The 26,634-nt window shown below is 42.4% G+C and carries 23 protein-coding genes and 2 pseudogenes; 13 read left to right on the plus strand and 12 right to left on the minus strand.

Going from position 1 to position 26,634, the window contains the following annotated elements:
• The first annotated feature begins 585 nt into the window (after positions 1–585).
• On the plus strand, positions 586–846 hold the full coding sequence (locus V7K32_RS22195; RefSeq protein WP_334995978.1) for a DUF7219 family protein: 261 nt from the start codon (positions 586–588) through the stop codon (positions 844–846).
• Between the two features lie 77 nt (positions 847–923).
• On the opposite strand, the gene V7K32_RS22200 is transcribed toward V7K32_RS22195, so the two are convergent.
• The 5 genes from V7K32_RS22200 to V7K32_RS22220 all read right to left on the minus strand — a co-directional run bounded on the left by V7K32_RS22200 (position 924) and on the right by V7K32_RS22220 (position 7,469).
• Entirely contained in the window at positions 924–3,521 is a 2,598-nt protein-coding gene (locus tag V7K32_RS22200; RefSeq protein WP_334995980.1) for a GAF domain-containing protein, read from the minus strand.
• 303 nt (positions 3,522–3,824) lie between these two features.
• Positions 3,825–4,970 carry a glycosyltransferase family 4 protein gene (locus V7K32_RS22205; RefSeq protein WP_334995982.1) on the minus strand — a complete coding sequence of 382 codons (1,146 nt, stop codon included), beginning with the start codon at positions 4,968–4,970 and terminating at the stop codon, positions 3,825–3,827.
• Positions 4,971–5,118: 148 nt separating this feature from the next.
• Positions 5,119–5,625: a DUF4291 domain-containing protein gene (locus V7K32_RS22210; protein ID WP_334995984.1), complete on the minus strand. Its 507-nt coding sequence runs from the start codon at positions 5,623–5,625 to the stop codon at positions 5,119–5,121.
• Between the two features lie 12 nt (positions 5,626–5,637).
• The gene (locus tag V7K32_RS22215; RefSeq protein WP_334995986.1) at positions 5,638–6,792 is read right to left on the minus strand and encodes an NAD-dependent epimerase/dehydratase family protein; all 1,155 of its coding nucleotides are present in this window, start codon (positions 6,790–6,792) and stop codon (positions 5,638–5,640) included.
• A 158-nt stretch (positions 6,793–6,950) separates the two neighbouring features.
• Entirely contained in the window at positions 6,951–7,469 is a 519-nt protein-coding gene (locus tag V7K32_RS22220; protein WP_334995988.1) for a hypothetical protein, read from the minus strand.
• Between the two features lie 220 nt (positions 7,470–7,689).
• Between V7K32_RS22220 and V7K32_RS22225 the strand changes: the two genes are divergently transcribed.
• The 5 genes from V7K32_RS22225 (at position 7,690) to V7K32_RS22245 (ending at position 11,196) form a co-directional block, all read left to right on the plus strand.
• Positions 7,690–8,172, plus strand: coding sequence for an FHA domain-containing protein (locus tag V7K32_RS22225; RefSeq protein WP_334995990.1), 483 nt, complete (start codon positions 7,690–7,692; stop codon positions 8,170–8,172).
• 86 nt (positions 8,173–8,258) lie between these two features.
• Positions 8,259–8,489, plus strand: a complete 231-nt coding sequence (locus V7K32_RS22230) for a hypothetical protein (RefSeq protein ID WP_334995992.1) — start codon at positions 8,259–8,261, stop codon at positions 8,487–8,489.
• Positions 8,490–8,747: 258 nt separating this feature from the next.
• Positions 8,748–9,095: a hypothetical protein gene (locus tag V7K32_RS22235; protein ID WP_334995994.1), complete on the plus strand. Its 348-nt coding sequence runs from the start codon at positions 8,748–8,750 to the stop codon at positions 9,093–9,095.
• A 96-nt stretch (positions 9,096–9,191) separates the two neighbouring features.
• The gene (gene ycf46 / locus V7K32_RS22240; protein ID WP_334995996.1) at positions 9,192–10,703 is read left to right on the plus strand and encodes a stress-responsive protein Ycf46; all 1,512 of its coding nucleotides are present in this window, start codon (positions 9,192–9,194) and stop codon (positions 10,701–10,703) included.
• A 142-nt stretch (positions 10,704–10,845) separates the two neighbouring features.
• On the plus strand, positions 10,846–11,196 hold the full coding sequence (locus V7K32_RS22245; RefSeq protein WP_012407317.1) for a DUF1257 domain-containing protein: 351 nt from the start codon (positions 10,846–10,848) through the stop codon (positions 11,194–11,196).
• A gap of 139 nt (positions 11,197–11,335) precedes the next feature.
• Here V7K32_RS22245 and V7K32_RS22250 read toward each other — a convergent pair whose 3' ends face one another.
• A complete protein-coding gene (locus V7K32_RS22250) occupies positions 11,336–12,154 on the minus strand; it encodes a GIY-YIG nuclease family protein (RefSeq protein ID WP_334995997.1) in 819 nt (272 codons plus the stop codon).
• 242 nt (positions 12,155–12,396) lie between these two features.
• On the opposite strand from V7K32_RS22250, the gene V7K32_RS22255 reads away from it, so the two are divergent.
• The 3 genes from V7K32_RS22255 to V7K32_RS22265 all read left to right on the plus strand — a co-directional run bounded on the left by V7K32_RS22255 (position 12,397) and on the right by V7K32_RS22265 (position 14,339).
• Positions 12,397–12,657 (plus strand): hypothetical protein, encoded by a 261-nt coding sequence (locus V7K32_RS22255; RefSeq protein WP_334995999.1) that lies wholly within the window; start codon positions 12,397–12,399, stop codon positions 12,655–12,657.
• Complete coding sequence (locus tag V7K32_RS22260; protein WP_334996001.1) at positions 12,657–13,586, plus strand: SMP-30/gluconolactonase/LRE family protein; 930 nt, start codon at positions 12,657–12,659, stop codon at positions 13,584–13,586. Before V7K32_RS22255 ends, V7K32_RS22260 begins: the two co-directional genes overlap by 1 nt.
• A gap of 204 nt (positions 13,587–13,790) precedes the next feature.
• Positions 13,791–14,339: an antibiotic biosynthesis monooxygenase gene (locus V7K32_RS22265; RefSeq protein ID WP_334996003.1), complete on the plus strand. Its 549-nt coding sequence runs from the start codon at positions 13,791–13,793 to the stop codon at positions 14,337–14,339.
• Positions 14,340–14,437: 98 nt separating this feature from the next.
• On the opposite strand, the pseudogene V7K32_RS22270 reads toward V7K32_RS22265, so the two are convergent.
• Positions 14,438–15,628, minus strand: a pseudogene (locus tag V7K32_RS22270) (NAD(P)H-quinone oxidoreductase subunit 4); the annotation flags it as partial.
• Between the two features lie 183 nt (positions 15,629–15,811).
• Positions 15,812–16,234: pseudogene (locus V7K32_RS22275) on the minus strand (NAD(P)H-quinone oxidoreductase subunit 4); the annotation flags it as partial.
• Between the two features lie 641 nt (positions 16,235–16,875).
• Between V7K32_RS22275 and V7K32_RS22280 the strand changes: the two are divergent.
• A complete protein-coding gene (locus V7K32_RS22280; RefSeq protein WP_334996005.1) occupies positions 16,876–18,765 on the plus strand; it encodes a tetratricopeptide repeat protein in 1,890 nt (629 codons plus the stop codon).
• Here the strand turns inward: V7K32_RS22280 and V7K32_RS22285 are convergent.
• Both V7K32_RS22285 and V7K32_RS22290 read right to left on the minus strand, forming a co-directional pair.
• Entirely contained in the window at positions 18,713–19,123 is a 411-nt protein-coding gene (locus V7K32_RS22285) for a reverse transcriptase N-terminal domain-containing protein (RefSeq protein WP_334996007.1), read from the minus strand. The two genes, V7K32_RS22280 and V7K32_RS22285, sit on opposite strands and share 53 nt — an antisense overlap.
• Positions 19,124–19,735: 612 nt before the next feature.
• Positions 19,736–20,233 (minus strand): pentapeptide repeat-containing protein, encoded by a 498-nt coding sequence (locus V7K32_RS22290; protein WP_334996009.1) that lies wholly within the window; start codon positions 20,231–20,233, stop codon positions 19,736–19,738.
• A gap of 242 nt (positions 20,234–20,475) precedes the next feature.
• Here V7K32_RS22290 and gcvT point away from each other — a divergent pair, with 242 nt between their 5' ends.
• Entirely contained in the window at positions 20,476–21,612 is a 1,137-nt protein-coding gene (gene gcvT / locus V7K32_RS22295) for a glycine cleavage system aminomethyltransferase GcvT (RefSeq protein ID WP_334996011.1), read from the plus strand.
• Positions 21,613–21,737: 125 nt separating this feature from the next.
• The gene (gene gcvH, locus V7K32_RS22300; protein ID WP_229454445.1) at positions 21,738–22,127 is read left to right on the plus strand and encodes a glycine cleavage system protein GcvH; all 390 of its coding nucleotides are present in this window, start codon (positions 21,738–21,740) and stop codon (positions 22,125–22,127) included.
• Positions 22,128–22,583: 456 nt separating this feature from the next.
• Here the strand turns inward: gcvH and V7K32_RS28885 are convergent, their stop codons facing one another.
• Both V7K32_RS28885 and V7K32_RS22310 read right to left on the minus strand, forming a co-directional pair.
• The gene (locus V7K32_RS28885; protein ID WP_442938785.1) at positions 22,584–22,775 is read right to left on the minus strand and encodes a pentapeptide repeat-containing protein; all 192 of its coding nucleotides are present in this window, start codon (positions 22,773–22,775) and stop codon (positions 22,584–22,586) included.
• A 34-nt stretch (positions 22,776–22,809) separates the two neighbouring features.
• Positions 22,810–22,947, minus strand: a complete 138-nt coding sequence (locus V7K32_RS22310; RefSeq protein WP_334996014.1) for a pentapeptide repeat-containing protein — start codon at positions 22,945–22,947, stop codon at positions 22,810–22,812.
• Positions 22,948–23,258: 311 nt separating this feature from the next.
• Here V7K32_RS22310 and gcvP point away from each other — a divergent pair, with 311 nt between their 5' ends.
• Complete coding sequence (gene gcvP / locus V7K32_RS22315; protein ID WP_334996016.1) at positions 23,259–26,183, plus strand: aminomethyl-transferring glycine dehydrogenase; 2,925 nt, start codon at positions 23,259–23,261, stop codon at positions 26,181–26,183.
• Positions 26,184–26,634: the final 451 nt, after the last annotated feature.

Below are 26,634 nucleotides of genomic sequence, written 5' to 3' on the forward strand. Positions count from 1 at the left end.
CCCCTAACGCAAGGAGAGGGCAAGACGGACACAGAGGAAATTCCCGCTCTGCTCTAGTACGCCTTTGTGTATTTTTGGTCACAGCCCAGCAGAGAGTTGCTAAAGATTCACAACTCAATTTCTAACTTTTAACAGACGACAATTGGCTTTAAAATATAGTATGGTTACCTAAGTAATATTGCTACTATAAAATAGTAAATATTTTTACAAAAATGATAATTGCTAGATAATAGGAGTATTTTTTAGCAAATTGTCACTCAGGGTTTCAACTGAAGTTAATTACACTCAGAAATTTATAAATTAAGATGAGATAAATCAACAACTGGGAGGGAAGTCAAATATTCTCTTTAGTGACTTTAGCAGAAACTTTTTTTGTAACTTTTACTGTAAAAGTATTTCAAGGTTTATTTTCTACTCTCTAAATCTAAATCAACCAATTCCCGCTTATTGCATCATTAATAATTGGAAAAAAAGTTTGATGCTTCGAGTTTCCGCACTCTGAGGACAATAAAGATCGGGGTAGCTAATGATTCAGCTTTAGAGATTCAAACACAAGGGGAGTTGAATAAATTGGAGAACAAAATAGTGAACAAGGATGACTTTCTTTACCCCCGCGGCCGTTACTACGGTCAGGTAAAGCCAGAAAACTTGGTTTTTAATGCAAATCTACAAGAATTTGCCCAACGAGTAAGCTACATTTGCAACTTAGAAACAGGTGGAAAACTGCCTCCAGGTCAAGCTTACGAACAAATCAAGGATCTATGGAAACAGTTGAAACGCTCAAAAAAAGAGCTAAGAATTGGCGAAGATCCGTTTCAGGATGAGCAGGGGGAGGTTGGAGGGTGAAGGGGGGTGAGGGGGATGAGGAGGCAGGGGAGGCAGGGGAGGCAGGGGAAGAATGACAAATGACAAATGACAAATTACTATTTAGTAACCATTGTCCAGATACCATCCCAGGATTGTGGGGGCGGGGTTTGTTGGTAAGTACGCGCACGTTCTAGGTGGATATCAACAGCTTGGTCTTGGGGTTGGATGCATTTGGCGGCTTCAAAATAGGCGATCGCTTGGGAGAAGTTGCGCGATAAATAAGCCGAGCGTCCGGTATGATAGTGAGATAAAAATTCTTGAGTGTTGGCATCTAAGGGAGTGGTGCGATCGCCAATTAACTCGTAGATATTAACTGCTTGGTGTTTCCCTTTGACTCGAATTTTATCTAACTGGCGCACCCAAATGCGATCGCTGCAAAGTTGATAAGTAAATTCGCTTAAAATTATATCACAACCATAATCCTTCGTTACCGCTTCCAAACGCGAACTCAAATTTACGCCATCTCCAATTACGGTGTAATCCATGCGTTTACGAGAACCAATATTACCCGAAACCACATCCCCAGAACTAATCCCAATGCCAATATGAATTTGTGGCTGCGCCTGGATAATTCGCCGATGGTTAAATTCCTCTAACCGGTGTCGCATATCTAATGCTGACTGCACAGCCCTCCAAGCATGATTTTCTGTAAGTGGTAGCGGCGCACCAAATACCGCCATTAAGGCATCACCAATAAACTTATCGAGAGTGCCTTCGTGGTTAAAAACCGCCTCTACCATCGTTTCAAAATACTGATTGAGCAGCAATACCACCTCAGCTGCACCAAGATTTTCTGTAAGCGTTGTGTAGCCTCGGATATCAGAAAACAAGATAGTTACTTCCTTACGCTCACCCACCATTAAAGCATCTTCCCCCAAAGCCATAACTTGCTCGGCGACATGGGGAGTTAGGTAGCGGGACATGGTAGTTTTCATTCGTTTTTCCTGGCTGATATCTTCTAACACCACCAAACCACCCCGGACACCGCCTTCGGGGTTAGTTAGGGGATTAACAGTTAGATTTGTGCTGCGTTCTAATTTTTGCACCTGATTAGCGCTGAGAAACTCAGATTGGGAAGTCAGGGGTAGATTCCAGGGAATGAAAATATCGGGGTTAGTGCGATCGCGGACTGCTAAAATTGAATCCTGAGTCCCGAATTTTGATTCTTGAGTCTCACTTTTAACTCCTAACTCCTCACTATTAACTTGATAAATTCCCACTATCAAACTTTGCTCTGGCACATAATGTTTAGCTCCAGTTTTTAAACTATCTTCTAGCCGCATTTGGAGATTTTCAATCGGCACAACTTCCCAAACTAGGCGACCAATCAAATTTTGTTCCCACAAAAACTTGTTGTTCTTACTATTAGCATCTTTTATAGGACAGCCCAGCAACACCAGCGCCGCATCATTAATCGTGACAATGCGTCCTGCCATATCTGTAGAAATCACCGCATCTGATAGACTTTGTAAAATATCTTTTTGATACTGTTTTTCTAACAGCACATTTTCAAACAGACGAGCATTTTCTAAGGCAACTCCTGCCTGAATATTAAAAGCTCGCATAAATTCTTCATCAGAAGCGGTAAAACTGCTTTGTTGTTTATTAATTAATTGTGTAACGCCAATTAATTCATTTGCCGAATTAAATACTGGCATACACAGGATATTGCGAGTTACATACCCAGTTTTTCTATCTGTAGTCGGGTCAAATCGGGGGTCTTTATAAGCATCAGAAATATTTAAGGCTTCACCAGTAGAGGCCACATAGCCAGCAATGCCACGGTTCGCAGGAATGCGGATTTCTATCAAGTTTGTGCCATCTGCTGCCGCAGCAACTTTCGTCCAGAGTTGGTTCATCTCTTTACGATATAAAAACAGTGTACTGCGGTCTGCTTGCATTAAAATTCGAGCTTGCTCCATGACTATTTGCAAAGTTGCTTCTAAATCTAAACTTTGCCCCAGTGTCTGAGTTGCCCGTAACAAAGCAGTTGCGCCTCTTTGATTACGAGCGGCTACATAAAAAGATTGGCAGCTTTCTAGAATAATACCAATAGAAGCGGCGAAGTCTCGAAACCGTTCTTCATCATCAGAATTAAACGGAACATTCCCGGTTTTATTAGCCAGTTGCACTACTGCTACAGTTTGGTTTTTGCTACTGATAACAGGCATACATAAAATATTATGCATTTTGTAGCCCATTTGTTTTTCAAGTTCTGGGCTAAATAAGGGATGAGTAGAAGTTTCAGATATATTTAAATATTCACCTGTACTGGCAACATGACCGGGGATACCCACTTTAATGGGAGTCCGAATTTCTAAGAATTTTTGGGAATTATCTTGAGGAACTTTTGACCACAATTGACCTTTGTCATAGTCAACTAAAAAAATAGCAGTGTGTTCTGCTTGCAGGATTTGACCAATTTTGAGTGTGATAGCTTCTAAAACCTTCTCCAACATAGTTTCTAGAGCTTCATTATTGATTAGTTCAATAGCTCTAAGAAATTGCTGAAACTCAGCAGTTATGAAGTCGAGTAAACAAACAAATTCATTAACAGATAAGTCTTTAACACGACGCAATAGGGCGTGAGTACGATTAACTTGAGTCAATTCAGTTAATGTAGCCAAGACGCTACCAGAATTGGGGAGTGTCACGTCGCTTTGCTCCGAATTCAAAATTCAAAATTAATAATCCCCATACATAAATTTAGGGGCAAGTTAACGGACGCCGTATTTCTCTCTACGAGACGCCAAAGGCAAACGCGCAGTGTATCACTACATCCATTTTTTTTCTTCTCCATAAATAAATTTACTTGCTCTGTATCATGAGTCTGTTTCGGTCATAGGAATTTTAGATTTTAGATTTTAGATTTTGGGCATGGGGTATAGGGCATGGGTCAATAATAGTTCTTCTTGCCCTGCTCCCCCTGCCTCCCCTGCCCCCCCAGTCCCTATTCTCTACTTTCTACTACTTGAGTTTGCCAATTTTTCAGAGAATATCACCTTTTGATAGTAATCTTGTAGCTGTTTAGTGGCTGATGGCCAACCCCAACTTTCTGCTTCCTGGCGAGCATTTTGACGGATGATGTCTCGTTGTTGTTTTTGTTCTAAGAGGCGAACAGTAGCAGCTAATGCTCCTTCAACATCTGCTGTTGGCTCAAAAAGATATCCATTTACTCCATCTGTGACAATATCGGGAATCCCCCCAGAACGGGCTGCTACTACCGGACAACCAGCTGCCATTGCTTCTAGTAGTACTAAACCTAGTGTTTCTGTACGCGAAGGAAAGATAAAGGCATCAGCACTCGCAAAAGCAGAACCTAATTCTTGCCCCATGAGATACCCAACAAAATAAGTGTTTGTACCAGCAAAGTGTTTTTGCAATGCTTCACGGTGGGGGCCATCCCCAACCAATGCTAACCGCGCTTCGGGGATTGCTTCTAAAATTGGTTTGATGCGCTCAATTTCTTTTTCAGCAGAAAGCCGCCCCACGTAAAGTAGTAATGGACTTTCTGGATGATTTTTTGATAGGCGCGATCGCATCTCTACACTAGCTAAATCTGGGTGAAATAATTCCGTATCCACCCCACGCTGCCATAAATCTACACGTTCAATACCATGTGCTGTCAGTTCTTCCACCATTGCTGTTGAGGTACACAGATTTAAAGCAGCTTGATTATGAGCGCCTTTGAGCAGTTCCCAAAGAAAACCTTCCAGCATCCCCAAGCCGTAATGTTGGAGATATTGGGGTAAATGCGTGTGATAAGACGCTACTAAGGGGATTTTGAGGATTTTGCTATAAAATATGCCAGATAAACCTAAAACGGCTGGATTCACAACATGGATAATATCTGGCTTGAACTCTTCTAAAGCGTAACCAATGGCGGGGCGGGGAAGTGCCATTTTCAATTCTGGATACAATGGCAGAGGAAAGCCAGTAACGCCGTAAACTTTAGCGCCTTTGTGTTCTGTGATGCCTCCGTCAGGGGCAATTACCAGCACTTGATTACCACTGCGCTGTAAATGGTCAACGGTATGGCGCAGGCGCGTTACAATGCCGTCAACCTTGGGTAAAAAGGTTTCGGTAAATAGGGCAATTCTCATAAAAAACTATTCAGTCCAGGCAGATAATCTCAGCTTTGCTTGCGTTTCAGTATCAAACACAGAATAGACTCTCTCCTGTGGTGTAATCAACTCTGCACAGTCAGATTTAATGTTTTGGCGCTGTTTCTGTACAAAGTCCGAGATATTCTCAATGTTCACACACAATCCAATCTTTGGCGTAAGCAGCTAGTACTTCACCACGTAACCCTAACTGAATAGCGCGTCTTTCTAATTTTGTCCCCGATGGGTGATGGTCCAGGTCCCATTGCAAGCGAACTTGTGAGCGCTTGAGTGCTTTTTGCCATGCACTTTTATCGGGATAAAGTTCTGGAACGTAGCTGGAATGAACCGCCGCCGCTAAAATTTCTTCAATTGCCGAACGCTTAATCCAAATAGCTAAGACTACCTCTTGCCCATTTTGTGTACCCCATCGAGAACGATACATCATCCAAAGGAAGTTAGGTTTTATCCAACTCATACGCTCAAAACTGAACTCACCACCAAAATAACCGTAGGTGGCGGCGAAGTGACCAATAGCGGGACGATATGCAGCGTAAACAACAATTGAATGGTCGTCATATTGTGCTAAAATATGACGACCATTTTTTGGACAGTTACTGACTTGAGTTAAATAAGGTTCTGTTATCAGCCGCACGCAGAGTTTATCCTAATTTCTGTGCCAAGACACTTTGGGCAGAATTTGCTTATGATCGACTCGTTTCTGATACTTAATGGCAAAGTTTAACAGAGAATCGAGTAGAGAATCAGAAAGTAAGTGAGGCTGTAAACCTAAATCGAGCAATTTAGTGTTTTTAGCGTTGAAGTAATGTTCTTCTTTCTCGACTCGGGGATTATCTAAGTGATTGATTTCTACCTTCAATCCCATAGCGTTACCAGCATTTTTTACCATTAATGCCAATTCGCCGACGCTGAATTGTTCGGTAAATTGGTTAAATACGCGGAATTCACCAGCCTCGGCAGGGTTAGCGATCGCTAATTCTACACATCTGACTGTATCCCGAATATCCAAAAATCCGCGAGTTTGTCCACCTTTACCATAAACGGTTAAAGGGTGTGCGATCGCTGCTTGAATACAAAAGCGGTTCAGTGCAGTACCAAACACACCATCATAATCCAGGCGATTAATCAATAGTTCGTCCATCCCCGTTTCTTCGGTTAAGACACCATAAACTACACCCTGATTTAAATCAGTTGCCCGCAATCCCCAAATCCGGCAAGCAAAGTGGATGTTATGACTATCATGGACTTTGCTTAAATGGTACATCGAACCGGGCTGCTTGGGATAAGGTAGGGTATCCTTGCGGCCATTGTGTTCAATGGTGATATACCCTTCCTCTATATCAATGTTGGGTGTACCGTATTCACCCATCGTCCCCAGCTTCACCAAATGACAGTCGGGGAAATCTTCCCGCATGGCGTACAGCAAGTTCAACGTCCCAACTACATTATTAACCTGGGTGAGAACTGCATGTTCTCGGTCAATCATGGAAAATGGGGCCGAACGCTGTTCACCAAAATGCACCAGAGCATTTGGCTGAAATTGCTGTAATGTTTTATGGAGAAACTCGTAATTAGTAATATCGCCGATGAACAAATCGATAGATTTACCCGTCAAATCTTGCCAGCGCTGGAGACGTTGTTGAATTAGTGCGATCGGAGTGAGAGTTTCAACACCTAGTTCAGTATCCCAGTGCCGCCGCACCAAACTATCTAAAATTCCAACTTCATAACCTCGACTGGAAAGGTAAAGAGCAGTTGCCCAACCGCAATATCCGTCACCACCAATAACCAGGACTTTCATCTTCACCAGTTTTTACTCGCTGATAGCTAAATCTATCAGGTTTGTGTACCCTCTCAATCATCATTCTGGGAGAGATGTGGATTTTGGGGGGAGTGGGGAGTGGGGAGATTAGGGAGCAGGACCAGAAGAATTAATAACTAATGCCCAATGCCCATTTTTCAAGGTTTCGGAATGCGATACTGCTGGGCAATGTAATAAAAGAAACGATAGTAACTTTGAAAATCTTGGCTTTTGCTTCGTCCCCGCAAACAGTATTTCACTTGACTCTGAGTTAGTGTCAGTGTCATCGAACCAACTTGTTGAGAAACTTCTACAACCAGCACCCCAGATACTCCTTGGTAAGTCTGAAAGTTGGATTTTATCTTTTTCACCGACTCTCCATTATTCGGTAGCTGCTGACTTGCCCACCCCCGAATTTCCACGGAGTTATCCTGTCGTGAAATAAACGCAATTCCATCATCATTTTCTGGGGCTGCTAAAGAAGTCCAGTTACTCGGATATGGAAATTCAAAGCCATAACGGGAGTTGCTATAAGTTTTCCAGGCGATCGCTTTGGCGTTAAAATCATTTGCAATACAACCCCACAAAATTATTAACAGGGCAATGACTCCGCTAAGGGTGGCGGCAAACCGATACATTCTTCGCCCCAAAATACAGGTTTTATTAGCAGTAGCCATTTACATTACACATTTTGCCAAAGTCACTGATTTTATAGAAGTACCAGAAACTCAGATCAATACCTTCGCCAATTTACTAGCTATTCCCGAATCCGTAAACTGCTGAGTAAACTGCACCAAAAGAGCGCTCATTAAAAATTCAATAATATTCAGGATATTTACCATTCTCTTTTGAGTTGTCAGTAGAGAAACTTATAAAGAGTGCTTTATCACACAATTTATGCACAGTGCATCTCAGACAGCCGAGCTAACTTTAGAGCTTTTTCACTTCCAAACCAACACATCTTTACAATTTCCAGCGAATCTTTCTGTAATTTGCATCGGTAAGCCAAATGACCAAAAATCACCAGATATTGATATTTCTGGCTTACCAGATTCGGATGTGGCATCTCGCATCCACGCGCAAATTTGGATAAATGGCGATGAATACCATATCACCGATTTGGGCAGTTCTAATGGCACATACATTAACGGTGCGAGACTTCAACCTCAAGTTTTTTTTCCACTGCATCCAGGAGATAGAATTTCCCTTGGCCAGGGAGACAAAATAACTTTCATGTTTAGGGTGCAGACTGCTGCTGCATCTACCACAAAAAATCCTACAGCAAACTCCGCGCCAAAAAAAATTACAGCGCCCAGCATCGGTAAAGAAGAAGAACAAGTAATCTTTGTCAGTAAGATGCCAGTAAGATTATTCGTTTAGGGCTAATCCTAGCAGGGATTACATTTTTAAGTACAAGCATTTATGTAAGCGTTTACTTACGCAGCACACCTGGAATTTTGCTGTGTATGGGAGGTGTAGTAGCTCTAAATTGGGGTGGGCGCGATAATCGGAAACTGGGATGGGTGTTGATTGGCATCGGAATTGCTCTATTCATCGCCAGTGGTGTGGTAATCGGCTCTGTGTCGCTTTTCTCTATGCTGGTGTCATTCGCTGGCATCTCTTGTGGATATCAGTTGTTTACAACCGGCAAGGTGTTCAACTTTAATCCGCTTACGCTCCAATTACGCTCCAAATAGTTAAAAAATCAGCCAACTCAGGTAATCATTAAATTAGCGATCGCTAATTTCCATTAAGGTTTCAGATTTTGACTGCCTAAGTCCTGATTAATTCTACTAGGTTTGTAATCAGCTATTTATCACTCAATAAACAGCATTTCAAGCTAAAATGTAAACAAATGTAACAATATTGGCGTCAAAACGTTTTACTGTCTTGACAACCAATAGAAGAACCGATAAGTTAATATACATACCCGGGTAAGACCGTTAAAGAGTTATATGCAAACGCAAACTAAGCAAAAGGTCACTTTGTATTTATCGCCAGAGTTGCACAGAAAATTGAAGATTCGTTCAGCAGTAGATTCCGAACCAATGTCAGAACTTGCGGAACGGGCGCTGGTTTTTTACTTGTCTAATTCAGAATTGGTTGACGAGTTAGAAGATTCTTCTTATGGGCGGACTCATAGAGTTTATTCATGCCCAGCTTGTGATAGCTCACTAGTATTACGTGATGGGGAACTAGTTGCTTTAGGCAATCAACCAGGAGTAGTTGCTCAACCACATCTTTCCATAATGGATGAAGATGAAACGCATCCCAAAGGTGAGGAAGAGTTAGTTCCTTGCTAGATAAATAAGAATCATGAATAAATAATTCATAATTCGGTTGTCTTTACCAGAAGCAATGTCTCTACTGTCTCTATAAGGTCTCAAGTAGGTCGAAGTATGAAAGAAGAGCTCAATATCCTAATTCAAGCTCAATACCCTTTAATCTACCTTGTGACCTCCGAGGAAGAGCGGGCCGAGCAAGCAGTTTCCACAATCGCCCAGTTGTTAAAGCCGCAACGTCGAGTATTTGTTTGGACAGTAACACACGGCATTGTTGAGTATGGTCAACCCCGGAATGTCACCCAACATAATACCGTGTCTCCAGAGGCGGCGATTGAGTGGATAATTCGGCAGAAAGAACCAAGTATATTTATTCTTAAAGATTTACACCCCTTTATTGATGCGCCTGCAACCAACAGATCGTTACGAGATGCGATCGCTAGCTTTAAAGGTACGCAAAAGAACATCATTTTGATGTCACCAATGCAACAAGTACCGATAGAGTTGGAAAAAGAAGTTGTAGTTATTGACTTTACATTGCCAGATATGGCAGAGTTGAATAAAGTACTAACTCAGCATGTAGATCAAAATCGTGGACGGCGGTTGACAACAGAGGCTAGAGAAAAACTTCTCAGAGCCGCTTTGGGTCTAACTAAAGATGAAGCCGAGAAAGTCTACCGAAAGGCGCAGGTAACTACAGGGCGTTTGACGGAAGATGAAGTAGATATCGTTTTATCTGAGAAAAAGCAACTAATTCGGCGCAATGGCATCTTAGAATACATGGAAGAAGATGAAACCATTGATGCAGTAGGTGGCTTAGAAGAGTTAAAAAGATGGCTCAAACAACGCTCTAACGCTTTCACAGAAAGAGCGAGAGAGTATGGTTTGCCTCAACCAAAGGGGATGTTAATTCTCGGAGTTCCCGGTTGTGGTAAGTCATTAATAGCCAAAACTACTTCCCGGCTGTGGGGTTTACCACTGTTGCGGTTGGATATGGGGCGAGTTTACGACGGCTCAATGGTGGGACGAAGTGAAGCAAATCTGCGGAATGCCCTGAAAACAGCAGAATCTATTTCCCCAGCGATTTTGTTTATCGATGAATTAGATAAATCCTTTGCTGGTAGTGGAGGTTCTTCTGATTCCGATGGGGGGACTTCAAGTAGAATATTCGGCTCTTTCCTCACATGGATGCAAGATAAGAAATCACCAGTGTTCGTCATGGCAACTGCCAACAGAGTAGAACGCTTACCTGGGGAATTCTTGAGGAAAGGACGCTTTGATGAGATTTTCTTTGTCGATCTGCCAACACCGGAAGAACGGCAACACATTTTTAATATTCATCTGACCAAGCGCCGCGAAGACATATCACGATTTGATCTTGAGCAACTAGCCAAGATGTCTGACGGCTTTTCTGGGGCAGAAGTTGAGCAAGCGATCGTTGCGGCAATGTATGAAGCTTTTGCCCAAGATCGGGAGTTCACCCAACTAGATATCATTGCTGCACTGAAGGCAACATTGCCGCTGTCTCGAACGATGCAAGAACAAGTAACGGCTCTGAGAGATTGGGCCAGACAGCGCGCCCGCCCCGCAGCATCCTCCGTAGCTGAATATCAGCGAATGGAGTTTTAAAAGCTTTCCTCTGCCATCCCAGGGGGAAAGGCTAGCTCCCAATGCTAGCAGTTATAAAAAAAGCCGCATCCTGTTAAGCGCGGCTTCGCTCAAAACAAACCGTTGTCGTTTTTCTCAATCTTCATCATTGGAGGAAACCCAAATGTCTCACTTTAGCACCCTGCGTACCAAAATCACCGATGCCGAAATCCTCAAGGCTTCCTTGCGCGACCTAGGTATCAGCGTAAAGACTGAAGCTGATGTCCGTGGTTATAACGGTCAGCGTGTCCGTTCTGACATCGTTGCTATGTTGGATGGCGAATATGACCTCGGCTGGTCTCGCAACAGCGATGGTTCTTTTGACCTAATCGCTGACTTGTGGGGAGTTGCTAAGAAGCACAACCAAACCGAGTTGATCAACTCAATCAACCAAAAGTATGCCGTTAACAAAACTTTGGCTGAAGTAAAACAACGCGGTCTGCAAAACGCTAACGTGAAGTTGGTATTGCAATAACAATTTCTCTGCGCGTTCCCAAAGCTGCACGGGTTAACCATATAAAAAGCGGTTAGCCCGCTTTTTTATCGGGACTGAGATTTATTTCTCAGTCCTTATTTTAATGCTTTATATCATCAGGGAAACACAAATATATAGGTTAGAGTAAATTGAATTCGCCTAAACGCAACAATTCCTTGACAAAGGGGGAGCGTTCACAATTAGTAAATCCTAGTTTTAAATAGCTTCCTCTAAATTCATCAAATCCTGGTCTGTTATTGAGTATGATATAAGGGTTAATAAATACTTTAGATGTTGCCCCATAAACAACATAATTGTAATCAGGGCAGTCAGACTGCTCTTTTTCATAAGGTACGAAACGACTTACAAGAAGATAAATCCTATCATTGCTGTAGGAAGTAAGTTTAGATAAATTGGGATAATTTGCCATCTCATAATTTTCGTAATACCCAGATGCTATCAAAAATATGGGTCGCTGTTCTTCGATAGCTCTAGTAAGTAAAGATAATTTACTTGTGTTTATTGCCAATTCGTCCTCATCTTGACTATCAAAATGTAAACAGTAGCCTTCTTCTCTAACTTTATGGATTTGAATATAAATCGGGCCATGTGATGTTCTAAATATCGGTTGATTTGGTAAGCGTGTGTAATTGAGAGGTGGCCTATAGTAGTCTATGGATTGCTTCTCTAACCTAATTAGAGCGGCTTCTAAGTTTGAGATTTTAGCTAATAAATTCTTTGGTAAAATCTGGTAGCGTATAACGGGATTATCGATACTCTCAAACTGTATCTGACGATGATGATTAATGTGGCGTTTTTTCAAATTGCGTGAAAGACCGATATACATAACTGGGCAATTATAATTACCCACGTAATAAATACCAGGCACTGATGGCAGTTCTCTCCGATGAATATAGGATAAAACTGACATATCTTTATAGTTTAGATTTAACTTCATAATTTTTTCTTTCCATCTAGTGATATAAAGGTTGCTTACTAAGTTAGTTTGCCCAATTAGTCTGTGATCGCTACAAATATCCAATAAAGTTAAAATTACGCTCTTCAGTTTTTGTTCCCCTAATACACATAATTTAATTAATAATTACAAGTGAAAATAGAGAGAGTATTTACAGGAGCTATGAGTACCCAAATCATCATTACCCAGACGATATTTACCAACGTGCAGAACGCTTTGTACGGTTGGCAAATCGTGATGTTGCCAGCATTTTAGTAGATACCATTCAACTTTCAATTCCGCCCGTTAGTGGAGACATTACCAACCTTCAGCCTGTCTCTATCCTTTCTGATGAACAAGTCCTGGTGCTGACCGAACTGCAAATAGAACCAGAACAGGATGCTCGGTTGAGCGAACTGCTCGTAGGCATAGCCCGTCGTAGACATCGCCAACAAGCAGCCACTCTTGCTGAAGGCGATCGCTTCGCTCAGAGTTACAAACCCTGATGCAGGTTTATCCACCTATTTACGCAGATACGCAAATCGAATTAGCACCTGCTAAAATTCTTACCTCGTTCCCGGTCAATACTTTTTTAGAAAATCTAGCGATCGCTGCGGCGGGCTACACCTACGCACCAGATGGCACAATCTTTGTAACCAATCACGAAGTCGGCAAGATTGTTCGCATTACCCCAGATGGCAATCAGCAAATTCATGCCAGTGTTGAAGGTAAGGTAAGTGGTCTTGCTTTTACTCCCAACGGCAATCTAGTGGCAACAGGCTGGAATGCTGATTCTATACCTGTGGTTTCTCTAGTTGCCAACGATGGCACGGTGGAAACGTTGCTGACACTGCCAGATGCTATATTTCTTAATGGTATCACTCAACTGTCTGACACTCAGTATCTGACGGCAGATTCTTATCGTGGTGCAATTTGGCTGATTGATATCGCTCAACGCCGGGGATCAATTTGGCTAGAACATCCAATGCTTGCTCGTAGCAGTTCGGAGAGCGTTACCCCAGCAGCAAATGGCTTGAAGCGTTTTGGTGATTTCTTGTACGTTTCCAATACAGAAAAAATGTTGCTGTTGCGGATTCCCGTTGATACCACTGATAAACCAGGTGAGCCGGAGATTTTTGTTGAGCAGACCAATATTGATGACTTTGCCTTTGATGTGGAAGGGAATCTTTATGGAGCAACGCACATTTACAACAGTGTGATCCGAATTGCGCCCGATCGCAGTACAACCATTATTGCTCAAGCCGAGTCAGGTGTAATTGGTAGCACAGCAGTGGCTTTTGGTCAAGGGAAAGGCGATCGCACAGCAATTTACGTTGTGAATAATGGAGGAATGTTTTTACCTCCGCCCACAGGGGTGGTTCCTGCCAATGTTGTTAGATTTGAGGTTGGTAAAGCTGGATATCCTTTGGCTTGAGAATAATGCAATTTGAAATTTTGGATAATGGAATTAAAAATTCCAAATCCAAAATTTAAATTCGTTTGAGAGCAAACAAATTTATACTCGCTTTGCAACAAGCAAGCTACCTCAAACAAATCCAAAATCGAAAATCCTCAAGCCCTGAATTTATTCATAGGATCAATCCAAAATCTAAAATCTAAAATCCAAAATTGATTAGAGATGGAACAGGACGATCAATTTGTAACTATGGTCATTACACAACTTGTCAAACCAGGATGTGAAAGCGCTTACGAGATTTGGTTAAAAGATATTACTAGTGTTTCCAGAACCTATATAGGACATTTGGGAACAAATGTGATTCGTCCGCAACTTGGGGTGCGAACTGAATATGTGATCATCTTCCGGTTTGACAATTACGAAAATTTGAAGGCGTGGATGACATCGCGCGATCGCGAATCCTGGCTAACTCAAGCCCAATCTTTGGTTGAATCTGACCCTCATGTTCAACAAATCAGTGGATTAGAAGCTTGGTTTTCTCTTCCCGGTAAACCACTGAAGACTCCACCGCGCTATAAAACAGCATTACTGACTTGGGCAGCTGTATTTGTGTTGATTAATATTTTGAGTACGTTTTTAGTCCCTGTACTTCGCGGTTTCCCACCTTTGATTGTTTCGCTGATCGTTACCATTATTATGGTTGTACTTTTGACCTACGTTGTCATGCCCAGAGTCAGCCGTTTGTTTAGTTGGTGGCTGTATGCTAAATAGATTCAATAATACAAAAGTTTCGGGGTGGTTTCATAACCACCCCTTCATTCCCCTCATATTTATAATTTACTTGCAGCACCCTATAATGGGAAGTTAATTTACTCAGAAATATTAATCGAACTTTCAACTTGAGAATTAGCTAATGTTGGTGCAGAGAAAACACGCGAGTACAGACTTGACGGTTGCTGATGAGCAACAACTGGTAGAACTTCACGAGCATGGGCGGTTAATTCTACTGCCTTCACATCATAAGTCTGCGTTGCCAATTTGGGATAGAAACCGATACCGATGATTGGCAGCAACAAACAAGCGGTAATAAATATTTCGCGGGGTTTGACATCAGATATTCCAGCATCCAAGTGTAACTCTTGACTTTGTTCACCATAGAACACTTGACGCAGCATGGAGAGTAAATAAATCGGTGTCAAAATCACGCCAACGGCTGACAGCAACACAACTACAATTTTGAAGCTGGAACTGTAAACATCACTGGTGGCGATACCGAGAAACACCATCAACTCACCAACAAAACCACTCATTCCGGGTAAGGCTAGAGAAGCCATTGAACCAATAGTAAACAGAGCAAAGGTTTTGGGCATTACCTTCGCCATACCCCCCATTTTATCCATCATCAAGGTGTGGGTGCGATCGTAAGTCACGCCAGAGAGGAAGAACAAGCTAGCAGCAATCAAGCCGTGAGAAACCATCTGTAGCACTGCACCGCTAATACCCAGTTCTGTGTAAGAAGCAATCCCAATCAGCACAAACCCCATGTGAGCAATTGAAGAGTAAGCCAAGCGGCGTTTGAGATTGGTTTGGGCGAAGGCACAGCAAGCACCGTAGACAATGTTCACTACACCTAAAATTGCTAACACTGGCGCAAAAGTCACATGAGCATTAGGCAACATTTCCACATTAAAGCGGATGAGAGCATAACCACCCATTTTTAACAACACACCAGCCAAAATCATCGAACCCGGTGCTGATGCTTCACCGTGAGCATCAGGTAGCCAAGTGTGAAAAGGGAAAATCGGCAACTTCACCCCGAAGGCAATTAAGAAACCTGCATAAACCAACAATTCCAAGGTTTTGGGGTATTCTTTCATTCCCAGAGTCGCCATGTCGAAGCTGACGGTATCTCCAGAGAAGACAAGGGCGAAACCGGCTATCAAGATAAATATTGATGCGGCGGCGGTGTAAATAATGAACTTGGTAGCCGCATAACGGCGGTTTTGTCCTCCCCAGATGGAAATCAACAGGTAAACCGGCACTAACTCGATTTCCCACATTAGGAACCCACATTCCGCACTTCAAAATGTATTATCTATCTTTTCAATAAAAATTCCTAATAATGTTCAAATTATTAAGTATTAATATTGAATACCATTGGCGATTTATGTTGTTGATTTAACCATTTTTTTCCACCTATGGGAAATCTACGCATATTACACGATGAAGTGCGGAAAGTCGGTTAGGAAGAACAACAGCAAATCTTGGGCGACAAATACGCCAAGCTGGGCGCTGTACATCGCTAACATCAAACCATAAAATAATCGCGGCTTGGTGGTAACTTTCCAAGCCGCGAATATTGCGAGGGTATTTATTAAGCCTGTTAGAAGCAGCAAGGGCATCGATAAACCATCAACCCCTACCGCCCAATGCAAACCTAACTGCGGTATCCAAGGATAGTTTTCAACAAATTGGAGTCTTGAACTTTGGAAGTCGTACTTATACCAAAAGGCATAAATTATCAGTGCAAAGTCGGCAAAAGCAACTCCCAGACCATACCACCGCACAGTTCTACCTTCTTTATCTGGGATTAGAGGGATGGCTAAGGCAGCCACCAATGGTAAGAGGATTATGGCTGTTAGCCAGGGAAATTGAATAGCATTCATCACTTCTGACAATTAATTTGCCTTCTCGCTTTTAATTGCATTATATTAAGGAGTCCATACTTTTGTAAACATTCTTGAACTCTAAAAGATTAAATTTTTGAGATAGACACGAACATATAGCGGTTCCTGTTTGAGTAAAATACAGTATGGGATGATAGAGTTTATTAACGTCTAAGTACCTGTGGAATAAAAGCTTACTCTGGCGATCTGTGCCAAAAAGCGATCAATGCACATAAGAATAAAGAAAGCTCTCAACTTTGATGACTTGGCGAGAGCTTTCTTGCTGAGTTAAATCTGCAATTAGATTATTTTTATGAGGCATCACAGCAGTGTTTGGAAATAACAGAACTGATTGCTACACCTTGCATAAATCAACACCAAACTCCGCCATCACGCCTAAAATCTCTTCCTCCGTGTCCTCTGCGCCTCTGCGGTTCGATTCTCATGCTAATTAACAACGTGCGTAGGCATAGCCATTTTGAGTACAAAACTCGAAATCTGAGGTTCAAAGGCTCAAGTGGCGATGTCAAACCGTAAGCACTGCGTTTCAATCTTTCTATGCAAATGGTATTTTTACCCCAAAGGAGGAGATTTCCAAATGGAGACAAAGTAGAATTAAAAATAAATATCACAAGCTGTTTATGCAATGGGCTAATTTTCTAGCCAAAGAAGCTGCTACTCATAGCTTATCTCTAGAGCAAACAGCAGCTTTTTTAAAGTATTTTAATAATGAAATTTTAGGTAAAAGTGAAGCTAAACTTATCAACGAATTAAACGTTGATGTTGTTGCTTTCAGAAAGTGGATGGGTGAGATATATAACAAGTTCGCTCAGAGTTATCTTGAGTTAGTTATTTCTAACAATCGGGACAAACTAGAAAAGTTACAAGCTTACTTGAGGGCGAAATATAATAGCGAATTGGATGTCCTCAAACCATTGGCGGCGATGAAATTATTAAAAACGCTGGTGGTTCGGGAACGACTGCAACAAGAACCTTGGGTTGCCAGAAGAATTTGTAAATTTTTGGGATATTCGCCTTTAGCGTTAGAGTTAGTAGGGCGATATCTGGATAAAATGCCAGATTTGTCTCTGGAAACACTACTGAAGCGGCTAGAAAAGAAACGAGTGGAACATGAAGCAGTAGTCAATGCTAACTCATTGATGCCTTATGAATACGGTGTAGCTGAAGCTTTTGAATTAAGTTGGGAACAGTTGGATGAAAATGCACAAAGCTTTGGCTGTTTGCTAAGTTTGTGTGCCTTAGCTGACATTCCCTTATCTCTTGAGGCGAGAGAAGATAACAAAAAACAAGAATGGCTTTCTGCCATAGCCAATTTACTAGAATTGCATTTGCTACAACAGAAAAGTAAAGGAATTTATTGTCTAAATCCCCTAATTCGCCAACTTTTCCAAATGAAGTTGAATCAGTCAAATAAGGCGGATGAAGCAAAAACTAACTTTGCAGCGATGATGTTAGAAGTAGCAAAGCTAATTCCGCAACAGCCTAACCCTGAAGATATTTTTAACCTGACTCCACATATCCCGCACATTACAGAAGTTGCAACCCAACTATTCCAGTATGTGGGCGATGAAAATATAATCACTCTGTTTACCAAATTAGCGTGGTTTTATCAAGGCCAAGGACTTTATCAGCAAGCAGAATATTGGTTACAACAATGTGTAGAAGTGACTCAAAATCATCTTGGTTTAGAACATAGTGATGTCGCTGCTAGTTTGAACAATTTAGCAGGATTTTACAAATCTACAGGACGTTACAGCGAAGCTGAACCTTTGTATCAGCAAGCTTTAAAACAGAGAAAACACCTGCTGGGAGACAACCATCAAGATGTCGCCACTAGCCTGAATAATTTAGCACAACTTTACGATTCTACAGGACGTTACAGCGAAGCCGAACCTCTGTATCAACAAGCTTTAAAACTGAGAAAACGGCTGCTGGGAGAAGAACATATTGATGTCGCCACTACCTTGAGCTATTTAGCATTACTCTATGAATCTATAGGACGCTATAGCGAAGCCGAACCTTTGTATCAGCAAGCTTTGAAACTGTGGAAACGCCTAGTGGGAGAAGAACATCCCCATGTGGCCACTACCTTGAACAATTTAGCAGCATTGTACTGTTATACAGGACGCTACAGCAAAGCTGAACCCTTGCTTAAAAAAGCTTTAGAACTCAGAAAACGGTTGCTGGGAGAAAACCATCAAGATGTCGCCACTAGCCTGAATAATTTAGCACAACTCTACGAATCTACAGAACGCTACACCAAAGCTGAACCCTTGTATCAACAAGCTTTAGAAATGAGTAAACACCTGCTGGGAGATAATCATCCTGATGTCGCCATTAGTCTGAACAATCTCGCAGCACTCTACCGTAATACAAGACGCTACAAAAAAGCCAAACCCTTATTTGAGCAAGCTTTGAAAATTTGTGAACAAACTTTAGGTGTAAGTCATCCTACTACTATGACAATTCGGGCAAATTATGCCAGCTTTTTAAGAGAAGCATATCACTAGCGATCGCTGCGCCTAATTCATAATTCGTAATTCGTAATTCATTAAAATCTATCCCTCTCTCCCCCAGCCAAGAGAGGGGGATAGAATTAAACTCAACGAGGCTGTCGCCAACCCCGTTGGTCTTCAAAACGGAACGTGAAAGTTTCCCTTCATTCCGCTCCTCAATGATACGAACCGCTAAAGCTCTTGCTGACCATGACTTCATCAGCGTCTTTTGGAGTCTGCGATATGCTTTCACATCACCACGGGCAGAGGCTTGATAAATTCTCTTTTGGAGCTTATACACACTACGTTCTAACTTACGCCAGTTAATAGAGTGCCATTCCACCATCAGTTGTTGAGACTGTGTATTAGACATTTGTACTCACTACTTGAGACTTCATCTTCCAAATCACCGTAAGTCTGTCTGCATATTCTGGGAATTACCCCAGACATTCGCTTCTGACTAAATCTTTCCTACTCGCTGCATACGGTTAGCACCTACTCAGGTATTCGACCACCTGAGAGCATACGAGAGGTTATCTCGTTCCGAATGACCATACTATGTACCAATAGAAGTGATGCTTTTCGCCGGGTTTATTGGAAGTGCTTGTTGGTCAGGTAGAAACATGCCAACTGCTTATCCTGTGCCTTTTGGCTCCAACGCATTAAGCCTTATTTCGCTGGTTAATGTTGACGACGATTCAAACGCATCTTCAAGCCGAGGCTTTATTCATAGGTACTTTGCTCGGTGCTTACCAACTTAGGCTGTCAGTAATAACACCTTTCTTTTCACCCCGCTTCAGGCTTTGATGGCTAGTCTCAAACCTGGGGGTGATGCTTTCAGCGTTGCACATACGGGGTAGGATTTGAGGGTTCTAGGATAATAACTCTCACCTACATGGTCATTCAGTTGTCAAGGTTCTGTATCCCTTGCGGCTAATCCCCCTTATCCTTGATAGGATTGGTTTCTAGCCAACGATTCGCACTTCTACTTACATCCTAAAGACTTGCGTGTATTTACACCAGTTTTAGAATTCACACCATTTGCCTTAACACAAAGCTTTTTAACTTGTATCCCATCTAAAATTGCATTCGTAAAATCAGTACCTGTGACATTTACATCATCAAAAGTAGAACGTAGCATCATTGCATCGGTCAACACAGCATCACTTAAATCAGCATCCTTAAACCTTGTTAGATAGGCTATGCCTTCACTAAAATCAGCACCATGCAGATTTACTCCCTCCAACAGGGTGCCGTTAAACACGCCACCACGTAAGTCCGCATTGCTAAAATTAGCATTCTCTAGTTTGAGATTAGTAAACTCAGTGCCAACTAAACTTTGACCAGAGTAATCCTTGCCCTTGAGTTCATCATTACCCATAGAACGGGTAATACTGGAAGAACTTGCAGCTTGCGCCGATAGGGGAAACCAAAAAAGAACCATCGCGAAGACAAAGCTAGCTAACAGTCGCCAATATTTCATAATCTCTTCTTAATAAATCTCAACACTTACACCATTAACTATTAAAGCTTACAGAAGGGGATAAAAGAGTGGGGGGATGAGGGGGATGAGGGAGCAGGGGAGGCAGGGGAGGCAGGGGAAGAAGAACTATTGATTATTGACCAATGACTAATGACTAATGACTAAATTCAATACATAAGACTCAAAAACCAGAAAGCATCTCGTAGGATTATAGATGTTGAGGTGCGATCGCAAAATTACCTGTGGCTAATCAAGAAAACAACGCCCAATCTCTGGCGCGAACCCCTTTATATCAAGTGGGTGTAAAACTTAAAGCACGCTTTACCAGCTTTGGCGGTTGGGAAATGCCTGTACAATTTAGTGGCATTAGCCGCGAACACGAAGCTGTAAGAAATACAGCCGGAATGTTTGATATTTCCCACATGGGCAAATTTACCCTTCAAGGTAAAAACCTCATTTCCCAACTCCAGCCTCTAGTGCCTTCAGACTTGAGTCGATTGCAAGCTGGTCAAGCACAATACACCGTATTGTTAAATCCCCAAGCCGGAATTATTGACGATATCATTGTTTATTACCAAGGTGAAGACACCATTGGTATACAAAAGGCATTTATCATCGTCAATGCCTCAACCTCTGCTAAAGATAAAGCATGGCTATTGCAACACCTTGACTTGGATAAAGTGCAATTCCAAGACCTTTCACCAGAAAAAGCCTTAATCGCCGTGCAAGGACCAAAAGCGATTAAATATCTCCAGCCCTTAGTGGAATTCGACTTACAACCAATCAAAGCCTTTGGACATTTAGAAGCAACCCTACTAGGGAAACCTGCCTTCTTAGCCCGCACAGGTTACACCGGAGAAGATGGCTTTGAGGTGATGGTAGACCCGGATGTGGGGGTAGAATTGTGGCTAAGTCTCCAGAATGCTGGTGTTATTCCCTGTGGACTTGGTGCCAGAGACACTCTGCGGCTAGAAGCGGCGATGGCACTTTACGGACAAGATATCGATGACACCACTACACCCTTAGAAGCAGGTTTGGCTTGGCTAGTTCATTTAGATACCAAAGGCGAATTTATTGGTCGGGAAATTTTAGCACAGCAAAAAGTTGTTGGAGTGCAGCGGCGATTGGTGGGTTTACAAACTCAAGGACGCAACATTGCCCGTCACGGCTATCAAGTGTTATCAGCTGGTAAAGTTGTGGGAGAAGTTTCTAGTGGCACTCTGTCGCCTACACTTGGTTATCCCGTTGCTTTAGCTTACGTTCCTACCCAATTAGCAACCATCGGTCAACAGCTAGAAGTCGAAATTCGCGGCAAAGCTTACCCAGCAGTTGTAGTGAAACGTCCCTTTTATCGGTCAAAAAATCGTGTCGCTAACTGATAAGCGTCGAGGTTTTTGAGGAATAATGTGTTGTGAGTTAGTCAATCTACAGTAAGGTTCATTACCAAATATGGCTTTGATGACTGTTGGGACAATAATTTTTTTGATAAGGGAGAGGAAGTGATATGTCTTTTGAATATCCTCAAGATTTCAGATACCTGGATTCTCATGAATATGTGCGAATAGATGGTGAAATTGCCACCATAGGTATTACTGAATTTGCTGTACATGAATTGGGCGATATCGTCTTTTTAGAACTGCCAGAAGTTGGCGACGCTCTTACTAGGGGAGAAAACTTTGGCACAATTGAATCAGTCAAAGCCGTTGAAGAACTGAATTCACCAGTTACAGGAACAGTTATAGAACGCAATGAAGCCTTAATTAATTCTCCTGAAGACGTGTCAGAAGACCCCTACGGGGAAGGGTGGTTTTTGAAAGTGCGCGTCAATGACCCTGATGAAGTAGAGGATGCCTTGACAGCAGACGAGTATCGCGCCCAAGTAGAAGGCGAGTAGGGAGTAGGGAGTGGGGATGAGGGGGATGAGGGGGATGATATAAAACTTTGTCCCTTATCTACCCCCTCTGTTTTATCACCAACTCTACCTAAACAGTAAACCAAAAAGTTTTTCCCGAAAGAGCGATCGCTAAATACTTTGTAGGCTACGATACTTTTTAACAGAAGACATAGTATCGATAATGATTACTTATGATCAGTTAATAGTATTAACGATTGGAAAGATTGGACAAAATGGACAATTCCTATTCGCCATTTAGAAGAACTAACTGGATTAAACTTTTTGTCTACATTGTCAGAAGCAACACAAAATAGGATTGGAAATCAAATAAGGCTAACTTTGCCAGTGAATTTATTTGATTCATCAAATGACATTGATGATGACGAAGATTTTAACTCTACTAATCAAGCGGCAAACTTGTTGGCTGAGTTGCCGCTTAATCAAGCATCAAAGGTTTCAGTCGAAGTACTCAAGTCCGTCAACAATATCCCCTTCCTCAGTAGTGGTATTGTGGAAGAAGGCTCCAGCAAACTCAGTTTCGATAGTTATAGCACCCAGCAGAGTAGCGTTTTTCAAATTAGTTCCTTGCATAGCAACACTTTCCAAATTGCTTCTGCCCAAATTAGCTCCACTCAAATCGGAACCCATGAGGCTCCCACCAAGCAAATTTGCCCTAGAAAGATTAATAATTTCGGAGATTACATCTGCACAGATCAATTTTTGGCAAATTAGCTCCGCTCAAATCAATACCACTGAGGTCTATCTCAATGAAGCGCCTCTCCCCAGCAGCATAACGTTGCAACAACTCTTCAGCATCCATAGCCCAACCCTTGTATTAACTAACACTAAATATATAGCGGTTCGCATTTAGATTCCTGTTCCCCCCTTAAAAAGGGGGGTTTATAACCTTGAGGGACTTCCAAATAAAAAAATACCCCACAAGATTGGGTAATTTATTTGTTGGAAGTCCCTTATGCTACTGACTTTTTAAGGGTGTAAGATAGGTTGGGGTATCTTAACCGAACCGTATTGCGCTATAAGTCATGAAATTTAGATAAAGTGAAAAGTTACACCTATTTATCATGAGTATTTATTGCAAAATATGAAATAGTACCGTCTGGAGAGTAATTTGTGGTATTGAACGCCCCTATTCTCAAGTCTAATGAGCAGCAAGTGCTGGATGAAAAAAGTCAAACAAGTCAAAAGCTAAGTAGTTTTGTGCCAAGACACATTGGCCCTAACTCCGACGATATCCAGCAAATGCTTAAGGTTTTGGGGTTTTCCAGTTTGGATGCCCTAATCAACCAAACAATCCCACAGGCAATTCGGCTGAAGCAACCGTTAAAGTTACCAGAAGCCGAAAGTGAGTATGCAGCACTAACATCATTAAAAAAAGTTGCTGCCAAAAATCAGGTTTTCCGTTCATACATCGGTATGGGATATTACGACAGTATTACCCCACCTGTGATTGGACGCAACATCCTAGAAAACCCCGGTTGGTATACTGCCTACACTCCTTATCAGCCAGAAATTGCCCAAGGGCGATTAGAAGCGCTGCTAAATTTTCAAACCCTAATTATCGACTTAACAGGTTTGGAAATTGCCAATGCTTCGTTGCTTGATGAAGCCACAGCCGCAGCTGAAGCGATGAGCCTAAGCTATGGTGTTTGTAAAAATCAGGCAAATGCCTATTTTGTCTCTGGTGATTGTCATCCCCAAACTATCGACGTGTTGCAAACACGCGCTAAACCATTAGGGATTAAGATTATTGTTGGCGATCATCAAACATTTGATTTTGATCAACCAATTTTTGGGGCTGTTCTGCAATACCCCGCTAGTGATGGCAGCATTTACGACTACCGCGCTTTTATAGAAAAAGCCCATGCTAAGGGTGCATTGGTGACGGTAGCAGCAGATCCTTTAAGTTTAACTTTGCTGACCCCTCCTGGGGAATTTGGGGCTGATATTGCTGTGGGTAGCACCCAGCGCTTTGCTATTCCGTTGGGGTTTGGGGGACCTCATGCGGCATACTTTGCTACGAAGGAAGAGTATAAGCGGCTGGTTCCAGGGCGAATTGTGGGTGTATCAAAAGATGCTCAAGGTAAGCCTGCATTACGTCTTGCCTTGCAAACCCGTGAACAGCACATCCGCCGTGAAAAAGCTACTAGTAATATTTGTACTGCACAGGTGTTATTAGCGGTAATGGCGAGTATGTACGCCGTCTATCATGGTCCTGCTGGACTGAAGCAAATTGCCGAAAATATCCACTCTTTAACAGTGCTATTGGCGGAAGGACTGAAGCGTTTGGGTTACACTATCAGTTCCAAAGATTTCTTTGATACACTGCGCGTAGAACTGGGAAGACGCGATTTAAAAGATATTCTGGCAGTTAGCGAACAACTTCAAATTAACCTGCGGGTTTTTGATGCCACTGCTGTTGGTATCTCACTGAATGAAACAACTACACCAGAAGATTTAATCGACCTCTGGCAGATTTTCGCTGGTACAGATGATTTACCTTTTACCCTAGAAGAATTAACTTCTCCCTCTCTTCCCCATCTATCTCTCTCTCGTACAAGTACATATCTCACCCATCCAGTTTTTAACCGCTATCATTCAGAAACTGAGTTATTGCGCTATCTGCACAAGCTGGAAAGCAAGGATTTATCGCTAACAACATCGATGATTCCTTTGGGTTCTTGCACAATGAAGTTGAATGCGACTGCTGAGATGATTCCGGTAACTTGGGAGGAATTTGGCAAGATTCACCCGTTTGCACCTGCGTCGCAAACTCACGGTTATCAAATGCTATTTAAGCAACTTGAGGCATGGTTAGCTGAAATTACTGGTTTTGCGGGAATTTCTCTACAACCAAACGCTGGTTCTCAGGGCGAATATGCGGGACTTTTAGTGATTCGCCAATATCACGAAAGCCGTGGACAAAAACACCGCAACGTCTGTTTGATTCCCACGTCGGCACATGGGACAAATCCAGCCAGTGCGGTGATGTGCGGCATGAAGGTGGTGGCTGTTGCCTGTGACTCACAAGGTAATATTGACGTTGATGACTTGAAGAGTAAGGCAGAAAAACACAGCAATGAATTAGCTGCCTTAATGGTGACATATCCCTCAACTCATGGTGTTTTTGAGGAGCCAATTCAGGAAATCTGCGCTGTTGTCCACAGTCACGGCGGACAAGTTTACATGGATGGGGCAAATATGAACGCCCAAGTGGGAATTTGCCGTCCTGGAGATATTGGCGCGGATGTCTGCCATTTAAACTTGCATAAAACCTTCTGTATTCCTCATGGTGGCGGTGGCCCTGGTATGGGGCCGATTGGGGTTGCCTCTCATCTTGTGCCATTTTTGCCCGGACACCCTGTTGTGGGGAATGGGGAAGAAATCTCTAATTCCCAACGTATTGGTGCTGTGGCGGCTGCGCCTTGGGGTAGTGCTAGTATCTTGGTGATTTCTTGGATGTACATCGCCATGATGGGTGCAGATGGTTTAACCGAAGCAACTAAGGTGGCGATTCTCAATGCTAACTACATCGCTAAGAGACTGGAATCGTACTATCCGGTTTTGTATCAGGGGAAAAATGGTCTAGTTGCCCATGAATGTATTTTAGATTTGCGATCGCTCAAAAAATCAGCTGCGATCGAAATCGATGATGTTGCCAAGCGTCTGATTGACTACGGTTTCCACGCGCCGACTGTCTCCTGGCCTGTAGGGGGTACAATCATGGTGGAACCTACAGAAAGTGAATCTAAACAAGAGTTAGATCGTTTCTGTGATGCGTTGATTTCTATTCGCCAAGAAATTGCCGAAATTGAATCAGGTAAGCTGGATGTTCAAGATAATGTTTTGAAGAACGCACCCCACACTGCCGAAAGTCTGATTACTGGAGAATGGCATCATCCCTATTCTCGTGAACAAGCTGCCTACCCTGCACCTTGGACTCGTGAGTATAAATTCTGGCCGGCTGTCGGTCGAATTGATGCAGCCTTTGGTGATAGGAATTTTGTTTGTTCTTGTCTGCCAATGGATGCTTATTAAAATCAAGTGAGGAGTTAGGAGTTAGGAGTTAAAACTCCTAACTTCTATAATAGACTTGTCCGGTTAATCACTTATAATTACCGCATCTGTGCAAAAATCGGAAAAGCCTCTTTCCCCCAGCAAGAACTGCAAGAACTGCAAGAACTTCGCTCTAAATGATAAGTCTTTAGCCGGACACGATATAAGCGACTTCCAAGAAATAAATTACCCAAATGAAACGAACCTTATTAGGCACAGAGAACACAGAGGAATGAGGAGGAGAGAGTTTTTTCCTCAGTTTTTTGGGTATTTTTTTATTTGGAAGTCCCTAAGAGGATGTTTGAAAAGTATTGGGTGAATAAAATTCGCTACTACACAAGCAACGTCTACCCCCGTGGAGTAAGAGAAAATCAAGGGTTTCAAACCCACGGAGGTGGGTTTTGTCTGTATAGCCGCGACTTCTAGTCGCCAG

Origin of the sequence: Nostoc sp. (genome assembly GCF_036917635.1) — a bacterium.
GTDB lineage: Bacteria > Cyanobacteriota > Cyanobacteriia > Cyanobacteriales > Nostocaceae > Nostoc.

What these genes read in the sequence shown, in the direction of transcription:
- V7K32_RS22215 (WP_334995986.1), bottom strand. Translation starts at nt 6,792, where the DNA reads ATGAAAGTCCTGGTTATTGGTGGTGACGGATATTGCGGTTGGGCAACT.
- V7K32_RS22310 (WP_334996014.1), bottom strand. Translation starts at nt 22,947, where the DNA reads ATGGATGCTGAAGAGTTGTTGCAACGTTATGCTGCTGGGGAGAGGCGC.
- V7K32_RS22290 (WP_334996009.1), bottom strand. Translation starts at nt 20,233, where the DNA reads ATGAAATATTGGCGACTGTTAGCTAGCTTTGTCTTCGCGATGGTTCTT.
- gcvH (WP_229454445.1), top strand. Translation starts at nt 21,738, where the DNA reads ATGTCTTTTGAATATCCTCAAGATTTCAGATACCTGGATTCTCATGAA.
- V7K32_RS22250 (WP_334995997.1), bottom strand. Translation starts at nt 12,154, where the DNA reads ATGAAGTTAAATCTAAACTATAAAGATATGTCAGTTTTATCCTATATT.
- ycf46 (WP_334995996.1), top strand. Translation starts at nt 9,192, where the DNA reads ATGAAAGAAGAGCTCAATATCCTAATTCAAGCTCAATACCCTTTAATC.
- V7K32_RS22230 (WP_334995992.1), top strand. Translation starts at nt 8,259, where the DNA reads ATGGGAGGTGTAGTAGCTCTAAATTGGGGTGGGCGCGATAATCGGAAA.
- V7K32_RS22220 (WP_334995988.1), bottom strand. Translation starts at nt 7,469, where the DNA reads ATGGCTACTGCTAATAAAACCTGTATTTTGGGGCGAAGAATGTATCGG.
- V7K32_RS22205 (WP_334995982.1), bottom strand. Translation starts at nt 4,970, where the DNA reads ATGAGAATTGCCCTATTTACCGAAACCTTTTTACCCAAGGTTGACGGC.
- V7K32_RS28885 (WP_442938785.1), bottom strand. Translation starts at nt 22,775, where the DNA reads ATGGGTTCCGATTTGAGTGGAGCTAATTTGGGCAGAAGCAATTTGGAA.
- V7K32_RS22265 (WP_334996003.1), top strand. Translation starts at nt 13,791, where the DNA reads ATGGAACAGGACGATCAATTTGTAACTATGGTCATTACACAACTTGTC.
- V7K32_RS22280 (WP_334996005.1), top strand. Translation starts at nt 16,876, where the DNA reads ATGCAATGGGCTAATTTTCTAGCCAAAGAAGCTGCTACTCATAGCTTA.
- V7K32_RS22235 (WP_334995994.1), top strand. Translation starts at nt 8,748, where the DNA reads ATGCAAACGCAAACTAAGCAAAAGGTCACTTTGTATTTATCGCCAGAG.
- V7K32_RS22225 (WP_334995990.1), top strand. Translation starts at nt 7,690, where the DNA reads ATGCACAGTGCATCTCAGACAGCCGAGCTAACTTTAGAGCTTTTTCAC.
- V7K32_RS22285 (WP_334996007.1), bottom strand. Translation starts at nt 19,123, where the DNA reads ATGTCTAATACACAGTCTCAACAACTGATGGTGGAATGGCACTCTATT.
- V7K32_RS22245 (WP_012407317.1), top strand. Translation starts at nt 10,846, where the DNA reads ATGTCTCACTTTAGCACCCTGCGTACCAAAATCACCGATGCCGAAATC.
- V7K32_RS22260 (WP_334996001.1), top strand. Translation starts at nt 12,657, where the DNA reads ATGCAGGTTTATCCACCTATTTACGCAGATACGCAAATCGAATTAGCA.